This window comes from Streptomyces californicus (assembly GCF_000717645.1).
Lineage (GTDB): Bacteria > Actinomycetota > Actinomycetes > Streptomycetales > Streptomycetaceae > Streptomyces > Streptomyces californicus.
The window spans coordinates 104,975-121,448 of sequence record NZ_JNZZ01000020.1 but is presented as its reverse complement, the minus strand read 5'-3'; the positions used below and the strand labels follow the sequence as shown (position 1 = coordinate 121,448).

The following is a 16,474-nucleotide window of genomic DNA, read 5'->3' as shown; positions in this document are numbered from 1 at the left end:
GGGCGGGAGGCCGGGGTCCGCGGGGAGGGCCGGATCGGTGGGCGGGGTCGGGGCGGGGGGCAGCGTCCGACCGATTCCGGGGTCCGTGGGTCCGGGGTCCGTGGCACCGGGGTCCGTGGCACCGGGGTCCGCGGGTCCGGTGCCCGGGTCGGTGCCGGTACTGGTACCGGGGTCCGTACGGGGGTCGGCGCCGGGCCCGCTGCGGTCCGGGGCGGGGCTCTCGGAGTGGTCGGGCCCGCCGGAGCGCTGCGGCGAGGGGCTCTCCGGCTGCCCGCTCCCCCACGCCGGAGCGTCGGGCCGGGTCGGGCGCTCCGTGCGGGGAGCTTCCGGTTCCCGGGTGCTGCCGGTGGTGCCGTCCGCGATGACGAAGGGGTACTCCCCCGAATCCCCGACCCATTCGCCGTCCTCGCGCCCGCCGCCCTTGGCCTTGTCCTGGTGGCGGCGCTGGACGACGGCGACGTGGGCGGTGACCGGGCCGGGAGCGGCGTCGGGGGTGAAGGCCGTCCGGACGCATACGGAGACGGTCTCCCCGGCGGGAACGGTGAACCCGAGGAACGGCTCGCCGGGGTCGCCCCGCCCCTCCTCCTCCGCCCCCTTCGGCGCTTCCTCGCCGCCGAAGACGCCGATCTGCTCGTCGCGGTCGGTGGTCTCCCAGGCGACCCGGTGCACGGTTCCGGCCCGGCCGGGCCCGGAGAACTCCGTCCGGATCTGTTCCGCCGTCAGCCGGCGGTCGCGGTCGGTGAGGACGAGGACCGGGTGCAGGGCCCGGCAGGTCGCGTCGGTGGTGTTGGTGAGGTCGAGGACCCAGGAGCGGTGCCCGCCGCCCGCCGGGTACCGGTCCGGGGCGTCCCGGAACCGGACCGCGACGGGGAACTCCTTGGCGTCGGGGTCCCCGCAGCCGGGCTGCTCGTCGACGGCGTCGGCGGCCAGCGGCGATACGCCGGCCGCCCCGGTGGCGGCGGCCGCCACGGACCCGGCCGCCGGCTCGGACGGGGCGGGCGCGCCCGGCCGGGCGGCCGCCTGCGGGCCGCTCAGGAGCGCGGCCGGCACCGTGATCCCGGCGGCCAGGCCGAGGGCGGCGACCGTACGGACGTCACGCAGCCGGGCGGAGGGGGGAGGGGGCATCGGCGCGTCACCCTTCACTGCTCTCGCGGACGACCGGGGCGGGGGCTCCGGCGGTGACCTCCGAGGCCATCACGCGCGCGCGTACTCAAAGAGTCGACATGCCGACATGACTCATAAGATCACCCGACTGCAACGCCCCTCCCGCGCCGAAGCCCCTCCCGCTACCGGCACGTGGCTGACACGCTCCTCCCGCGCCGACGCGCCCTTCCCGTACCGACACGTCGCTGACACGCCCCTCCCGTACCGGCACGGGGCCGGGCACCACCCCTCCCGTACCGCCACGGGATCGGCACGCCCTTCCCCTACCGCTACGTGGCCGCCACGCCTCTCCCGTACCGACGCGGCCCGCCCTACTCCCCCTCCCCCACCCGCCCGAACACCGGCGCCAGCACCAGTTGGGCCGCGCCCTCCGCCACCGGGCGGTCGCCGCCCCGGGCCACCGTGACCGTGACGCCCGCGCCCGCACCGCCCCGGGAGGCCCGCTCCTCGATCACGGCCCGGACGCCCCGTACGTACGTGTCCTCGTCGGCGGCCACCGTCCGGCCGCCCAGGACCACGCGGTCGATGTCGAGCAGGCCGACCAGGTTGGCCGCGCCCGCGCCCAGGATCCGGGCGGCCTCGGGCCGGTCGCCGCGCGCCTCGGCGGCCAGGCACAGCGCTTCGACGCAGCCGCGTCCGCCGCAGCCGCAGAGCGGGCCGTCCAACTGGAGGGTCTGGTGGCCGAACTCGCCTGCCCCAGTCCGCGCCCCCCGGTGCACCCGGCCGCCCAGGACCAGCCCGGCGCCCAGCCCCGTACCGAGGTGGAGGTAGGCGAAGTCGCCGCCGCCCGCGCCCCCCGGGGCCAGCGCCAGGGCGAGGGCGGCGGCGTTGGTGTCCTTGTCCAGGGCGACCGGGAGGCCGGTGCGCTCGGCGAGGGCGGCGCGCAGCGGGTAGCCGTCCCACTGCGGGAAGCCGGTGACCCGGCGCAGGACGCCGTCCCGGTGGTCGAGCGGGCCGGGCACGGCGACGCCCACGCCCAGCACCGGCTTGTGCGGTTCGGCGGCGCACAGGTCGTGGACCGCGTCGGCCGCGCCCGCGAGCACCCGGTCGGCCGGGGCGCCGAGGTCCAGGGGCGCCCGGGTGACCGCGACCGGCCGGCCCGCGAGATCGACCAGCACGGCGGTGAGCCCGTCGCGGTCCAGGTGCAGGCCGACGGCGAACTGCGCGTCGGGGACCAGCCGCAGCACCGTGCGCGGTTTGCCGCCCGTGGAGGGGCGCAGGCCCGCCCCGACGGCGAGCCCGTCCTCCCGCAGCCGGGCGGTGATCTTGCTGACCGCCTGCGGGGTGAGGCCGGTGCCCTCGGCGAGCTCCAGTCGGCTGATGCCCTCCGCCCCGGCCGCCCGCAGCAGGTCCAGGATCAGCGCCGCGTTGTGGTGGCGCAGGGCCGGCAGGTTCACCCCCGCCTGGGCCTTCGTGCGGCTCCCGTTCACAGCTCACTCCTCTTCACCACCCCATTGTGCCGGTCGCTTGCACTTCAGCAACAGCGTTGCTTAAGTGGAAGGCATGACCCCCAACGCCCCCGACGCCTCTGGTACGCCCCATGTCTCCGGCAGCTCCGACACCCCCGGCGCCCCGCTCCGGGTCGCCCTCGTCGGCTACGGCCTGGCCGGCTCCGTCTTCCACGCCCCGCTGATCTCCGCGACCGGGGGCCTGGTCCTCGACACGGTGGTGACGTCGAACGAGGAGCGCCAGGCGGACGCCCGCGCCGCGTACCCGGACGTCCGGTTCGCCGCTTCGCCGGGCGAGCTGTGGGAGCGCGCCGACGAGCTGGACCTCGTCGTGATCGCCACCCCGAACAAGACGCACGTCCCGCTCGCGACGGCCGCGCTGAAGGCCGGGCTGCCGGTGGTCGTGGACAAGCCGGTCGCGGGCACGGCGGCCGAGGCGCGCGAGCTGGCGGCCCTCGCCGAGGAGCGCGGGCTGCTGCTCTCGGTCTTCCAGAACCGTCGCTGGGACAACGACTTCCGCACCCTGGCCGCGCTGGTCGAGGGCGGCGAGCTGGGCGAGGTGCAGCGCTTCGAGTCCCGCTTCGAGCGCTGGCGGCCGCAGCCGAAGGGCGGCTGGCGCGAGTCGGGCGATCCGGAGGAGATCGGCGGCCTGCTGTACGACCTGGGCAGCCACGTCGTCGACCAGGCGCTGGCGCTCTTCGGCCCGGCGGTCTCGGTCTACGCGGAGTCCGACGTACGGCGGCCCGGTGCGGCGGCGGACGACGACACGTTCATCGCGATCACCCACGCGAACGGGGTCCGCTCGCACCTGTACGTCAGCGCCACCACGGCCCAGCTCGGCCCGCGCTTCCGGGTGCTGGGCTCGAAGGCGGGCTATGTGAAGTACGGCCTGGACCCGCAGGAGGCGGCCCTGCGCGAGGGGCTGCGCCCGGCGGCCGGCGAGCCGTGGGGCGAGGAGGGCGAGGAGCTGTGGGGCCGCCTCGGCTCCGGCGAGTCCCCGCTGACCGGCGGCGGCGCCCCGGTCCGTACGCTGCCCGGCGACTACCCCGCGTACTACGCCGCCGTCGCCTCCGCCGTACGCGGCACCGGCGGCAACCCGGTCACCGCGCTCCAGGCCGCCGCCGCGCTGGACGTGCTGGAGGCCGCCCGCCGCTCGGCCCGCGAGGGCGTCACCGTCACCCTGTCCGCAGCCCCGGCCGGCGAGGAGTCCACCGCCTCATGACCACCGTCTCCCCCACCATCGCCGAGCTGATCGCCCAGGAGCGCCGGCTGGCCCTGCCCCACTTCTCGTACGACGACGCGTTCGCGCTCGGCAGCCTGCTGGTCCGGCTGGCGCGGGAGCGGCACGCGCCGGTCGCCATCGACATCCGGCGCGGCGCGCAGCAGGTGTTCCACGCGGCGCTGCCCGGCTCCAGCGCGGACAACGACGCGTGGATCGACCGCAAGCGCCGGGTCGTCGAGCGGTACGGCGAGAGCTCGTACCTGGTGGGCACCCGGTTCCGGGCGAAGGGCACGACGTTCGAGGAGTCCTCGCGGCTGGACCCGGACGTGTACGCCGCGCACGGCGGTTCGTTCCCGATCGCGGTCGAGGGCGCGGGCGTGATCGGCACGGTCACCGTCTCGGGGCTGCCGCAGGTCGAGGACCACGCACTGGTGGTCGAGGCGCTGGAGCAATTCGCGGCGGGGATGACGACGGCGACGACTACGGCGGCGAGGGGCACGGACGCGGGGGCCTGACGGCGTACGGGGGCCGGTCGTCCGGTGCGCGAGCGGCGCCGACGCCGGGGGCCTGACGGCGTACGGGCCTCGGCCGTCCGGTACGCGTGACGGCTTCGGGAAGGGAGGGGGCCGGGGCCGCGCGAGCGTCGGCCCCGGCCCCCTCCCTTCGCCGTCCGACCGGGGGTTACACGCCGGGAGTTACCCGCCGGGGGTCACGCCCCGGGGGTGACGACCAGCGGTTTCCGCCCGGGGGCCACGGGCCGGAGGTCTCCGCCCGGGGTTACGCCGCCTTCAACTGCTGACGCTGCCGGCCGAGCCCCTCCACCTCCAGCTCCACCACGTCCCCCGCCCTCAGGTACGGCTTCGGCTCCGGCTGCCCCATCGCGACCCCGGCGGGCGTACCGGTGTTGATCACGTCGCCCGGGTAGAGCGTCATGAAGTGGCTGAGGTAGCGGACGACCTCGCCGACGGGGAAGATCTGCTCGGCCGTGGTGCCGTCCTGCCGCAGCTCGCCGTTGACCCAGAGGCGCAGCGGCAGGGCCTGCGGGTCGGGCACCTCGTCGGCGGTGACCAGCCAGGGGCCCAGCGGGTTGAACGTCTCGCAGTTCTTGCCCTTGTCCCAGGTGCCGCCGCGCTCGATCTGGTACTCGCGCTCGGAGACGTCGTGCGCCGTCGCGTACCCGGCGACGTGCGCGAGACCCTGTTCGGCCGTCTCCAGGTAGCGGGCGGTCCGCCCGATGACGACGGCGAGCTCGACCTCCCAGTCCGTCTTGCGGCTGCCGCGCGGCACGAGCACCGTGTCATCGGGCCCGACGACGGTGTCGGGGGCCTTGAAGAACAGGATCGGCTCGGCGGGGATCTCCGCCCCCGCCTCGGCGGCGTGGTCGTGGTAGTTCAGCCCGATGCAGACGATCTTGCCGATCCGGCCGAGGGGCGGGCCGATCCTCAGCCCCGTGGCGTCCAGGGCGGGCAGGACGCCGGGCGAGGCGGCGGCGGCCCGTACCCGGGCGAGTGCGGAGGCGTCGGCGAGCAGGTCGCCGTCGATGTCGGGAACGATCCCCGACAGATCACGCAGTGTCCCGTCGCGATCGAGAAGTGCGGGGCGCTCGGCGCCCGCCGTACCGACTCGAAGCAGCTTCAACGGTCCAGCTCCTCTTGGTCGAGGTGTGGCGTCCTGCGGCGGTGTGCGGCCGACGCGGGACGTGGCTGATCGTCCAAGAGAAGCGATCGGTCCGCAAGAGCACGTTCACGCTCTGGACCGGTACGGGGATCGGTACGGGACCAGTACGGGGATCGGTACGGGGGCTGGTACGGGGATCGTCGGGGGAGCCGGCGGCCGGGGCCCGCAGCGCGAGGGAGCCGGCCGTCCGTACCGCTCCGGGCCGCCGGTCAGGCGGCCGTGGCCACCGACCCGCCGACGGCCGGCACGTCCCGGTACAGCCAGGCCCGCTCGATCGCGGTCCAGGTCGTGGTGGTGACGACGTACAGGGCGGCGGCCAGCGGGACGACGGCCACCGTGATCAGGGTGAAGAACGACAGCAGCGGCATGAACTTCGTCATCGCGCCCATGCCGGGCACCGGCTGCCCGTCCGGACCGGTGGCGGGCGTCATCGGGTTGGCGGCCATCTGCCGCTTGGTGCGGCTGTAGCTGAAGGTGGCGACAGCGGTGACGATCACGAAGATCCCCAGGTAGACCAGCCCCTGGCCGCCGAACATCCCGCCGTGTGCGAGGGCGTCGTGCCAGCGTCCGCCGAGCGGGGCGCCGAGGAGGTCGTGGCTGAGCAGCGCGTTGGGCTCGCCGCCGATCGAACTGCTGGAGAACAGGTGGTAGAGGAGGAAGAAGGCGGGCATCTGGAGCAGGCTCGGCAGGCAGCCGGAGAGCGGCGACACCTTCTCGGCGGCGTGCAGCTCCATGATCGCCTTCTGCATCCGCTCGGGGTTCTTGCCGTGCTTCTTGCGGAGTTCGGCGATCTGCGGCTGGAGGCGGCTGCGGGCCTTCTGGCCGCGCGCGGCGGCCCGCGACAGGGGGTGGACGGCGAGCCGGACGAGCGCGGTGAACAGGATGATCGCGGCGGCGGTGGACGCGTTCTGGAAGAGCGGCTGGAGCAGATCGGCGAGGGAGCCGACCAGGCTCGCGAAAGCGGACATGAAGGCGGACATGGGTGAGCCCTCCGGGGGTCTCGTCGTGCCGGGAACACCTGCGCGAGGGCAGGTGAGGGGTGATCACTCGGCAGGACGGCCGCGCGGGGGCTCCACGCTCTCGCGGTCCCTCGGCATCCCTCGCGGTCCCTCCCGTACGGGAGCGCGCGCCCCGCGTACACGTACAGGGGGGCGTGGCTCGCGTACGACGGAAGGCCGGGAGCGGCGCTCGCTCGGGGAACGGCACCACGCGCTCGGGGCGTGCGGTACGGAGGTTCCGGCGAAGGGCGCGGAGGCTCGGGACGGGGTTCGGGACCCCTACGCGGCGGCCGTCAGGAGGGCGCGCCCGGGTGCGCGGGGCCTGGTGCGGCCCCGGGCGTCGGGGTCGCGTTGCGGGAGGAAGGCGGTGCGCCGCTCCCGGTCCCTCATGGCCGTACGGACCCGGGTGCGGGGCACCGGGGGCGCGCAGCGGGCGCTCATGACGGCGCAGGCCAGGAGCGCCGAGCCGACGGCCGCCGTGGCGGCGAGCGCGACGGCGGCGGAGAGGCTGCCGCCCTCGGCGAGGAGGATCTCGGTGAGGAGGAGGACGAGAAGCCCGGCGGGCCGCAGCAGGCGGGCGAAGGCGTCACGCGGGGAGGTGGCGTCGCGCATGGTGTGCGGTACCTCCCTCTCCTCGAAGCCCTCTCGGCCGCTCGATCCGGTGGGCGCGGCCGGTGCGCAGGGCACCCACTTCGTTATACACGATGATCGGACGGGCCCGGATCGGCCGGGAGGAGGACCTCCTTCTCCTTCTTCTCCTCCTCGTCCGTCGGGTCGTGGGCCAGCACCTCGGCGTCGGGGCGCGGATCGGCGTCCCGGCCCCCGGCGAAGGTGACGGCGAGCGCGACGGCCAGGTTGGCGGCGAGGGCGACGAGCCCCGCGTTGACCCCGCCCACCGGGTCGTTCCCGCTGAAGACGAGCGCGCAGACCACGGCGACCCCGACGACCAGCCCGCTGAACGCGCCCCGGAAGGTGAGCCTCCGCCACACCAGGGCGAGCAGCACCATGGGCAGGAGCTGCGCCATGCCCTCGTACGAGATGAGGGAGAGGCGGACGAGGGTGTTGGGCGCGGTGTAGGTGAGGAGCAGGGCCAGCGAACCGGCGACGACCACGACGACCTGGGCGGCGGTCTTCTGCCGCTCGGCGAAGCGTGGCAGGAGCGACAGCACGCTGCGCCCCCACATCGTGCCGATGACCAGCATGAAGACGGCCATGGGCACGATCGAGGAGAGCGCGGCCGCGACCCCGATGACGCCGACGGCCCAGGCGGGCAGCGAGTCGACGACCAGCTTGAACAGCGCGAGGTTCGACTCCGCGCCGGCCAGCCCCGGCACCACGAACAGGGCGGCCAGCCCGAGGAGCATCGGGACGAAGAGCAGGACGTTGTAGGCGGGCAGGTACATGGCGTTGCGGCGCAGCGCGTCGGCGTTCCGGGCCCCGAGGTAGCCGGCGACGGTGGTGGGGAAGATGACGACGGTCAGCGCGTTCAGGAAGGTGGTGCTGATGAACCACAGTTCGCCGAGACCGCTGCCGCCGCTCCCGCCGCCTCCGTGTCCGGGGAAGGTCAGCCAGTCGGCCTTCTCGGTGACGAGTCGGTCGAGGAAGGCCCCGTACCCGTCGAAGTAGTGCAGCGGGACGTACAGCGCGAGGAAGCCGAGCGTGGCGATGACGAGGACGTCCTTCAGCACGGACACCCAGGCGCTGCCGCGCAGTCCGCTGACGACGACGAAGCCGGTGGTGACGGCGAAGGCGAGGAAGTAGGCCCAGTTCAGGCTGACGGTCCCGTAGGAGATGGTGGAGAGGACCACGCCCATGCCGGTGATCTGGAGCTGGATGTACGGCAGGAGGAAGACGGTGGCCAGCACGGCGACGACCGCGCCGAGCCAGGGCCGGCCGAAGCGGTGGGCCACCATGTCGGTGATGCCGACGAGGCCGTGGCGGCGGGCGTAGCTCCAGAGCATGGGCCCGACGACGTACCCGATCGCGTACCCGCAGGACATGTACGCGACGACGTACAGGACGGGCGCCCCGTAGTTGTAGCCCCAGCCGGCGGCGCCGAGGTAGCTGAAGCTGGTGTAGCCCTCGCCGGCCATCAGCACCCAGATGAAGACGGGCCCCAGGCTGCGGCCGCCCACGGACCACTCGGCGAGCCCGCCTCCCCCGCCGCCGCGCCCGCGCAGGGCGAGGAGGCCGAGGGCGACGGTGGCGACCATGAAGACGCCGAAGACGGAGGTGGCGACGGCGGCGTTCACGCGCGCCCGCCCCGCCGCCGGCCGCGCGGTGCGTTCCGGTCCGCCCGTCTGGTGAGCCACACGGCGACCGGGGTGAGGAGGGTCGCGCCGAGGAGCCACACGAAAAGGAACGGCACACCGAGCACGAGCGGGGTGACGCGGTTCACGAGGGGCAGCACGCCGAGGTACAGGACGTAGGGGACGAGCAGCCAGAGCAGTTGGGGACGTCGTCTGATCACACCGAGCACCCAGGGACCCTACGCCCCCGAGCCGGGTACGCGCCGTTCACCGGGCGGGGGCGGGGGCGCGGGGCGCGGCTCACCGGGGGCGCATGGCGGTGAGCTCGGCCCAGACGACGAGGCGGAAGCGGGAGCTGAATTCGGGGGTGCAGGTGGTCAGGGTGAGGTAGTAGCCCGGTGCGCCGTACCCGACGGAGGGCGTGACGTTGCTGCGCGGCACGGGCGCGATGACCCCGCTGTCGGAGGGCGCGGTCCGCGCGAGGCGTTTGCCGACGGTGTACGTGTAGACGGCGTCCCGGGTCTCGACGGTGATCCGGTCGCCGCGGCGGAGCCGGTCGATGCGGCGGAAGGGTTCGCCGTGGGTGTTCCGGTGTCCGGCGAGCGCGAAGTTCCCGGCCCGCCCGGCCTGTGCGGTACGGGTGTAGTGCCCGACGTACCCGCGGTCGAGCACCCCGCCCTTGCTGACGCCCTCGGCGACCGGCGCGGTGAGCCCGATGCGCGGGATGCGCAGGACGGCGTACGCCTGGTCCCAGTGGGGGGCGGCGCGGGCGGGGGGCGGTCCGGTCGCGGGGTCCGGCGGCGCGATCGCGGCGGGCGAAGGGGCCGGGGCGCGACCGGTGCCGGACGGGCGGGGGCTCCCGTCCGGGGCGGTGTCCTCGGCGGCCGGCGCCTCGTCCCACTCCCGCTGGAGGCTCTGGACCGTACGCCCGGCCTCGGCGCGGGCCTCGCGGTTGGTCCACCAGAGCTGGTGGGCGACGAGGAGCAGCAGCACGAGACCGAGGGTCACGACGAGTTCGGCGGCTCCCCACAGCCCGCGGGCGAGGAGCCGCGCCGCACCACCGCGCGGCAGCGGCGGGCGGAACTGACGAGGCGGACGGGCCGGGCGGGGCTGGCGGAGCAGGCGGGGCCGGCGGGTCGGATGGAACTGGCGGAGCAGGCGGAACTGGCGGAACTGGCGAAGTCGAAGGGCCGGGCGGGTCGAGCGGGCACCCGGAGGGACCCGCCTCCGCACCGTTCCACGCACCCGCATGGGCCCCCTCCTCCGCTCTCCGCCCAGGGGCGCGCGCCCCCGGCACGGCGCGCACGCCACGGCACACGAGCACAGCGCACACGCCCGGCGCAGGCGCACGCCCGGACACAGCACGCACGCTCCGGACACAACGCACACGCCCCGGCACAGGACGCACGCCCCCGAACACAGCGTGCGGCGGGCACGATAGGGGCAAACTCCACAACTCTCCAGAGTTCTCCCGCTTCTCCTGCCCCGACCTCTCCTCCCGGCCGTCACCGGGCGGCAGTACCGTGTGGTCCATGCGCCCCGACACGCCTGCCGACCACACCACCGAAGCCGAGCGTCTGCTCCGCACCGCGGCGCAGTACCCCGAGGACCGCGAACCGCTGGTCCTCCAGGCCGCGGCCCACCTCGAACTCGCGGGCGACCGCGCCCGCGCGAGCACGCTCTACGACGACCTGCTCGCCGCCCCCGAGGCCGGCGCCGAGAACCCGCACCTGATCAAGGCCCTCAAAGCGGCGAACCTCTGGGAGTACGGCCACGAGGCCGAGGCCAGGGCGATCATCGACGGAATCCGCGCGGCCGGCCCGCTCTCCGCCGCACCCTGGCAGATCGCCGCGGAGACCCTGGAGGCGCACGACGAGCTGGAGTCGGCGCACGACTTCTTCTCCACGGCGCTGACGCTGCTGCTGGCCCCGGGCGAGGAGGTCCCGTACGCCACGCAGTCCCTGCTGACCGGCCGCCACCGGGTGCGCAGGCTGATGGGCCTGGACCACGACGCGTGGGACGAGCTGGCCGGCGTGCTGCACACGGCGCCGGTGCCCCTGGACGAGCTACACGACCCGAAGCGCCTGTGGTCGCTGGGCTCCTCGGACCCGGCCGAGCTGCAGGCCGAGATCGCCCGCCTCCGCGCGGAGCTGGGCACGTACCGTACGGCGCTGTCCCGCCCGTTCCCGGTGGCGGTCCTGCACTGGCCGGCCGACGAGCTGCGCGAACTGCTCACGGCGTACCCGGAGTTGACCGAGGAATACGTGGACCACGCCACCCACCTGAACCACGTGGAGGCCGCACTCCGCGACCTCCACGCGGCGGGCGCCCCGAACCTGGGCATCGTGACGGGCACGGTCCCCTCGTACGAGGCGTTCGCCGCCTCGGAGGCCACACCCCCGGCCACCCCGGACCTGCTCCCCCAGTACGCCACCACCCTCGCCGCCCGAGGCCGCGCCACCCCCTGGCCCCCGTCCCGCACAGCCACCTGCTGGTGCGGTTCGGGCGAGACGTACGGCGGGTGCCACGGGGCGGAATGAGATCCAGCCCGTCCACCCGCATTCGGTGGGGGCGTCCGCGGACCGCGGGCGCCCCCTACCGCTTCTCCCCAGGCGTTGGCTGTCAGCACTGCTTGATACAACTACCTATGCAGAACGCTGTCAGATAAGGGGGGTCGGGGCATGGCGAACGACATTTCGGGCGATGCGCCAGTTGCAGGGCTTTACGAGTCGCTCATCACCCATCGGCTTGCCGAGCGGATGAAGCAATTGGATTACGCCGGTTGGCACTCCATCGACTCCTCGGTGGGCAAAGAGTCAGCGCCCCATGTACTTGCCCGCCATATCGGCACTACAGTGCGGCGGGTCTTCGAGGGCCTCACCCCTACCGAGCAGGTAGTTGCGGCCAACCACATCCTCGAATCGCTCAATACGATCGAGGGTGCCGCAGAGTGGATCGATCTCGTCACCGATGGGCCGCGGAAACTGCTGGCAGTGGCCGAGCAGGAGGCACCAGGCGTCTACGCCATACGTCCGGCAACGCCACTGTCCGAAACGGCGTTGATCACGAACTCCCCGGAGGACCCCAGCCTCGGCTTCGAACTGCGCGCTGAGCTGGCCACTGCTGACCGCGTCGACCTCCTCTGCGCCTTCGTCAAATGGCACGGCCTACGCGTCCTCGAAAAGTCCCTTCACGCGGCGCGCGAGCGCGGCGTTCCCATCCGCGTTCTGACAACCACCTACATCGGCGCCACCGAGCGCCGCGCCTTGGACCGGCTGGTGCGGGACTTCGGCGCCCAGGTCAAGGTCAACTACGAGCTTCGCTCGACACGCCTCCACGCCAAGGCATGGCTCTTCCGCCGCGCCAGCGGATTCGACACGGCATACGTCGGCAGTTCGAACCTCTCCAAGGCTGCGCTCTTGGACGGTCTCGAATGGAACGTCCGCCTCTCCTCAGTCGCAACGCCATCGGTGATCCGCAAGTTCGAGGCGACCTTCGACGCCTACTGGAGTGAGCCGGCTTTCGAGTCGTACGACCCGGAAAGAGATGCCCAGCGGCTGGACGATGCCCTGTCCCGCGCCGGTGGAAGTGGTCGCCCCGGATCTACGAACCTCACCCTTTCCGGCCTGGAGGTACGCCCGTACCCGCACCAGCGGGACATGCTCGAACGCCTCGAAGTCGAGCGCACGGTGCACGACCGACACCGCAATCTTCTCGTCGCAGCAACGGGTACCGGAAAGACCGTCATGGCGGCGCTGGACTACAAGCATCTGCGTCAGACTCTCGGCCGCGATCCGCGCCTGCTTTTCGTGGCGCATCGCAAGGAGATCCTGGAGCAGTCCTTGCGCGTCTACCAGAACGTTCTCATCGATGCGAACTTCGGTGAGTTGTTGTTCAGCGGCGAGATCCCCAACCGGTGGACCCACGTGTTCGCCAGCGTCCAATCGCTCACGACGCAGGCTCTGGACCACATCGCCCCGGATCACTTCGACGTCATCGTGATCGACGAGTTTCATCACGGCACGTCACCCACGTATCGCAAGATCATCGATCATTTCCAGCCCCGGGAGCTCTTGGGGCTGACGGCGACCCCGGAACGCATGGATGGCTCGAACATCCAGGACGAGTTCTTCGGCGGTCGCATCGCCGCGGAGATGCGGCTTTGGGAGGCGCTGGAGAACGAACTCCTCAGCCCGTTCCACTACTTCGGCGTCACCGACAACACGGACATGAGTGCTGTCACATGGAAGCGTGGAGCCTACGACTCGACAGCGCTGAGCAACCTGTTCACAGGCAACGACGCACGGGCTCGGCTCGTCGTGCAAGCGGTGAAGGACAAGGTCACCGACCCCGACTCGATGCGCGCCCTGGGATTCTGCGTGTCGGTCGCGCACGCACACTTCATGGCCGACTTCTTCCGACGGGCAGGCCTCAACGCAGTCGCCCTCTCCGGTGAGACGCCAGCACCCGACCGCAAGGCAGCGCTGGATGACCTGCGCTCGGGAGCACTTCAAGTCATCTTCTCCGTAGACCTGTTCAACGAGGGACTCGACATTCCCGACGTCGACACCTTGCTCCTACTCCGCCCCACCTCCAGTGCCACAGTCTTCCTCCAGCAGTTGGGGCGGGGATTGCGTCGTACCGAAGACAAGGCGGTCCTCACCGTCTTGGACTTCATCGGCCAGCACCGTAAGGAGTTCCGGTTCGAAGAACAGTTCCGCGCGCTGACGAATCTGACGCGCAACCGCCTCCTCGACAGCATCGAGCAGGACTTTCCTCAGCTTCCTTCCGGCTGCCAGATCATCCTGGAGACGAAGGCCAAGGACCTGATCATTGGCAACATCCGCGCGCAGATCGCGGTCAACGTGACGCAGTTGGCCCGCGAAGTCGCCTCCTATGCCGAACCCCGCCTTGCGGACTTCCTCAAGGAGAGCGGCCGGGAGCTCAAGGAGCTCTACCGAGGCAACGGCAACTCGTGGACCGGCCTCTTGCGGCGAGCGAAGCTCCTGGACGCGGTCGGCCCTGAGGGGGAGTCGCCCCTCCTCAAGCGGGTCTCGGCCTTCCTGCACGTCGATGACCCGCTGCGGGTTGCGGCGTACAGCAAGTTGCTGGCCGATGACGCTCCTCCCTATGGCGAGCTCAGCGAGCAGGAACAGGGCTACGCCCGCATGTTCTTCTTCTCTCTCTGGCCGCTGGGTGGAGACTTCCCGAGCTACCAAGCTGGACTGGACTCACTGCGCCACCAGCACGCGTTCCGGGACGAGTTGTGCCAGGTGCTTGCTCATGTGCTGCAGCAGACCGACCACGTACCCGTGCCGCTCCTCGGAGCGCACGCTGGCATCCCGCTGACCATCCATGCTTCGTACAGCCGTGAAGAACTTCTCCCCGCACTGGGCCAAGTCTCAGTGGATGGCCAGAAGCCCGGGCACTTCCGCGAAGGCGTGAAGTGGTGCGAGAACATCCAGACCGATGCCCTGCTCGTCACGCTGGAGAAGGACGAGAAGGACTTCTCACCGGAGACGCGCTACAAGGACTACGCCCTCAATGACTCCTTGTTCCACTGGGAGTCGCAGAACCAGACCTCGGAGCGCTCGCCCACCGGTGTCCGCTACCAGACCCACAAGGAGAAGGGCACACACGTCTTGCTCTTCGTCCGCCGATACAAGCAGACGGATATCGGCGGACCTCAGCCGTGGATGCTTCTGGGGCCGGCGGAGTACGTCAAGCACACGGGCAGCAACCCGATGGCGATCGAGTGGAAGCTCTTCCATCAGATCCCGGCCGACGTGTTGACCTACTCGGCAATCGCCGCCGGCTGACTACCTCAGCGCGAGGTGCCGCAGTCACCCCACCTTCGCGGATGTGGGGGGGGGAGGAGGTGGCGGCCACCGAAGCGCCGGTTCCGTGAGGCACGGCTCCCTCAGGCGGGGCCGCTGCCACGGGATGCGCACCTGATCCTTCACCCCCGCGGCCCGCCCCTCCCCCTAGGCGAAACCGCGGGAGGGGCCGCAGCTCTACGCAACCATCGCCTGCCGGGTCCGGGCGATGACGTGCTGCGCCTCGGTACCGAACACGGCTGAAGCGCAGAGGGATTCCCATACCCGCCGGTACAAGGCGACCGTGTCGGAGCCGTCCAACCAGAGTTCCGCATGCCAGTCCTCCGTGATCACCAGGCGCTCACCGACAATCCAGAAGGCGTTGGCGGGAGGAACACGCAGAGCGGCGCTCATCGGCACGATCCCCAGCCGGACGGTGTCCATGCCGATGACGCCCAGCAGGCGGTCCAACTGCCCGGCCAGGACCTCGGGAGGGCACACCTTCGCCCGTAGCGCGCCCTCCCACATCAGGAGGTTGAGAAGCCGGCCGGGCTGGTACAGCCAACGCTGGCGTTCCATGCGGGCCCGGACCGCGTCCTCGGTGTCGCAGGGGGAGTTCTGGAGCGTCGCGTAGCTCTCGAACACATGCCGCGCGTAGTCCGGGGTCTGCAGCAGACCGTTGACGGCGAAGGAGTCCCACACGTGCAGTACGCGGGCCGCCGCCGTCACCTCGTTCCACGTCTCCTGCACCGGGCGGTGACCGGACGAGAGCTGCCGCCGCCACGACCGGATGTGCGACTCGAAGCCCTTCAGCCGTCCGTGCAGCTCGTCATAGGCTCCGGGGTGGCCGGTGGCGTCGGCCCACGCCCGGAGGTCTTCCGCGGTAGGTGTCTGGCGGCCGTTCTCCAGCTTGCTCACTTTGCTCTGCGCCCAGCCGAGGGAGGCACTCAGAGCGGTACCGGTGAGAGGGCCGCGAGGGCTCTCCGTTCGGAGCGTCCTCAACCGTCGCCCCAGATCCTCACGAGCCTTCTGAAAATCAGTGCTCACCGGTACGTATCTGCTCCTTCTGCCCTTACCCGCTGCTCAGCTTCGCCGCGAGATCTTCGTGCGGTACGGCGTGATGCCATGCCGCGTCACGGATGACGGAGTACCGGACGATCTCGGCCGGCTCAGTGATCAACTCGACGTCTACGAGGTGGTCACCGTCGTCGAATCGCAGCCTGGCGGCAAGTCGGCTGTCGAACAACCAGAGATCCTCAGCCGGTAGTTGGAGGCGATCGGCGTCAGCGCGCCACAGGTTGCGAATGTCCTCCCCCAGACGGCTGTTCCGCTTGGCGTTGTTCAGGAGGTAGAGCTGTCCCGTGGTCGGGGGCTGATCGACGATCCTCACTCGTCCGACACGTTTGCCCTGTGCGGTCTGGGACCGGATCAGCTCGCAGTACGGATCGTTCTCGTCCCATTCGACTCGGCCGGTCTCGACGAACTGGCGGTAAGTGTCCGTGGCTTCGTCACTGGCGTAGCGTCGCCGGGTCTCCAATCGCCAGGCCGAGTGGCTGAACGTCCGGAACAGCCCCTCAAACTCGTCCAGGTCGATGATCCGGGCCTGCCGAGTCGCGTTCTTCGGCGTCCAGTCCACCAGCAGCTCACGTGGCACGACTACCGCCACCTCACCTTCGGAGAGGTGGCGCAATTGGGCGATGTCGGTGGGGTCGGTCAACGGCGGCCCGTGAACGATGACTTCTCCGCTCTCCGTGTCCTCATGGACGGAGGGGCACCCCGTTCCGCCACTACCCGTGCCGTTGAACCGTAACTGACGTGCCATAACCAGCCGCCTCTCACCTCGGAGGATTCTCCGTTCGCTGCTCCAAGGTTGTCCGCTGGTCCGCGTGCATGTCGAGGG

Annotated in this window: 14 protein-coding genes; 4 read left to right on the top strand and 10 right to left on the bottom strand. The window is 71.7% G+C overall.

Annotated features, from left to right (window positions below; genetic code table 11):
- Both IF19_RS1000000137465 and IF19_RS0126195 read right to left on the bottom strand, forming a co-directional pair.
- A partial coding sequence (locus IF19_RS1000000137465) for a chromosomal replication initiator protein DnaA (protein ID WP_136975149.1) occupies positions 1–1,125 on the bottom strand: 1,125 nt, incomplete at its 3' end.
- A gap of 350 nt (positions 1,126–1,475) precedes the next feature.
- Complete coding sequence (locus IF19_RS0126195; protein WP_030113167.1) at positions 1,476–2,594, bottom strand: ROK family transcriptional regulator; 1,119 nt, start codon at positions 2,592–2,594, stop codon at positions 1,476–1,478.
- Positions 2,595–2,667: 73 nt separating this feature from the next.
- On the opposite strand from IF19_RS0126195, the gene IF19_RS0126190 reads away from it, so the two are divergent.
- Positions 2,668–3,834, top strand: coding sequence for a Gfo/Idh/MocA family oxidoreductase (locus IF19_RS0126190; RefSeq protein ID WP_030277227.1), 1,167 nt, complete (start codon positions 2,668–2,670; stop codon positions 3,832–3,834).
- The gene (locus tag IF19_RS0126185) at positions 3,831–4,349 is read left to right on the top strand and encodes a heme-degrading domain-containing protein (protein ID WP_050490982.1); all 519 of its coding nucleotides are present in this window, start codon (positions 3,831–3,833) and stop codon (positions 4,347–4,349) included. Before IF19_RS0126190 ends, IF19_RS0126185 begins: the two co-directional genes overlap by 4 nt.
- Positions 4,350–4,611: 262 nt before the next feature.
- Here IF19_RS0126185 and IF19_RS0126180 read toward each other — a convergent pair whose 3' ends face one another.
- The 6 genes from IF19_RS0126180 to IF19_RS0126155 all read right to left on the bottom strand — a co-directional run bounded on the left by IF19_RS0126180 (position 4,612) and on the right by IF19_RS0126155 (position 9,829).
- On the bottom strand, positions 4,612–5,472 hold the full coding sequence (locus IF19_RS0126180; RefSeq protein ID WP_030113170.1) for a fumarylacetoacetate hydrolase family protein: 861 nt from the start codon (positions 5,470–5,472) through the stop codon (positions 4,612–4,614).
- Between the two features lie 248 nt (positions 5,473–5,720).
- Positions 5,721–6,491, bottom strand: a complete 771-nt coding sequence (locus IF19_RS0126175) for a YidC/Oxa1 family membrane protein insertase (protein ID WP_030113171.1) — start codon at positions 6,489–6,491, stop codon at positions 5,721–5,723.
- 297 nt (positions 6,492–6,788) lie between these two features.
- Positions 6,789–7,121, bottom strand: coding sequence for a DUF6412 domain-containing protein (locus tag IF19_RS0126170; RefSeq protein WP_030277225.1), 333 nt, complete (start codon positions 7,119–7,121; stop codon positions 6,789–6,791).
- Positions 7,122–7,204: 83 nt separating this feature from the next.
- Positions 7,205–8,761: a sodium:solute symporter family protein gene (locus tag IF19_RS0126165; RefSeq protein WP_030113173.1), complete on the bottom strand. Its 1,557-nt coding sequence runs from the start codon at positions 8,759–8,761 to the stop codon at positions 7,205–7,207.
- On the bottom strand, positions 8,758–8,988 hold the full coding sequence (locus IF19_RS0126160; RefSeq protein WP_030113174.1) for a DUF3311 domain-containing protein: 231 nt from the start codon (positions 8,986–8,988) through the stop codon (positions 8,758–8,760). The genes IF19_RS0126165 and IF19_RS0126160 overlap by 4 nt, the downstream gene beginning before the upstream one ends.
- A 70-nt stretch (positions 8,989–9,058) precedes the next feature.
- Positions 9,059–9,829 carry a class E sortase gene (locus tag IF19_RS0126155; protein WP_030113175.1) on the bottom strand — a complete coding sequence of 257 codons (771 nt, stop codon included), beginning with the start codon at positions 9,827–9,829 and terminating at the stop codon, positions 9,059–9,061.
- Positions 9,830–10,290: 461 nt separating this feature from the next.
- Between IF19_RS0126155 and IF19_RS0126150 the strand changes: the two genes are divergently transcribed.
- Positions 10,291–11,298, top strand: a complete 1,008-nt coding sequence (locus tag IF19_RS0126150) for an SEC-C domain-containing protein (RefSeq protein ID WP_030113176.1) — start codon at positions 10,291–10,293, stop codon at positions 11,296–11,298.
- 141 nt (positions 11,299–11,439) lie between these two features.
- Positions 11,440–14,577: a DEAD/DEAH box helicase gene (locus IF19_RS0126145; RefSeq protein WP_030113177.1), complete on the top strand. Its 3,138-nt coding sequence runs from the start codon at positions 11,440–11,442 to the stop codon at positions 14,575–14,577.
- A 195-nt stretch (positions 14,578–14,772) separates the two neighbouring features.
- On the opposite strand, the gene IF19_RS0126140 is transcribed toward IF19_RS0126145, so the two are convergent.
- Positions 14,773–15,621, bottom strand: a complete 849-nt coding sequence (locus IF19_RS0126140) for a helix-turn-helix domain-containing protein (RefSeq protein ID WP_030113178.1) — start codon at positions 15,619–15,621, stop codon at positions 14,773–14,775.
- Positions 15,622–15,646: 25 nt separating this feature from the next.
- A complete protein-coding gene (locus tag IF19_RS0126135; RefSeq protein ID WP_030113179.1) occupies positions 15,647–16,396 on the bottom strand; it encodes a DUF6879 family protein in 750 nt (249 codons plus the stop codon).
- Positions 16,397–16,474 lie beyond the last annotated feature (78 nt).

Bases quoted from the DNA above. Each gene is read 5' to 3' on its own strand.
- IF19_RS0126170 (WP_030277225.1), bottom strand. From the start codon at position 7,121: ATGCGCGACGCCACCTCCCCGCGTGACGCCTTCGCCCGCCTGCTGCGG.
- IF19_RS0126150 (WP_030113176.1), top strand. From the start codon at position 10,291: ATGCGCCCCGACACGCCTGCCGACCACACCACCGAAGCCGAGCGTCTG.
- IF19_RS0126190 (WP_030277227.1), top strand. From the start codon at position 2,668: ATGACCCCCAACGCCCCCGACGCCTCTGGTACGCCCCATGTCTCCGGC.
- IF19_RS0126135 (WP_030113179.1), bottom strand. From the start codon at position 16,396: ATGGCACGTCAGTTACGGTTCAACGGCACGGGTAGTGGCGGAACGGGG.
- IF19_RS0126145 (WP_030113177.1), top strand. From the start codon at position 11,440: ATGGCGAACGACATTTCGGGCGATGCGCCAGTTGCAGGGCTTTACGAG.
- IF19_RS0126185 (WP_050490982.1), top strand. From the start codon at position 3,831: ATGACCACCGTCTCCCCCACCATCGCCGAGCTGATCGCCCAGGAGCGC.
- IF19_RS0126175 (WP_030113171.1), bottom strand. From the start codon at position 6,491: ATGTCCGCCTTCATGTCCGCTTTCGCGAGCCTGGTCGGCTCCCTCGCC.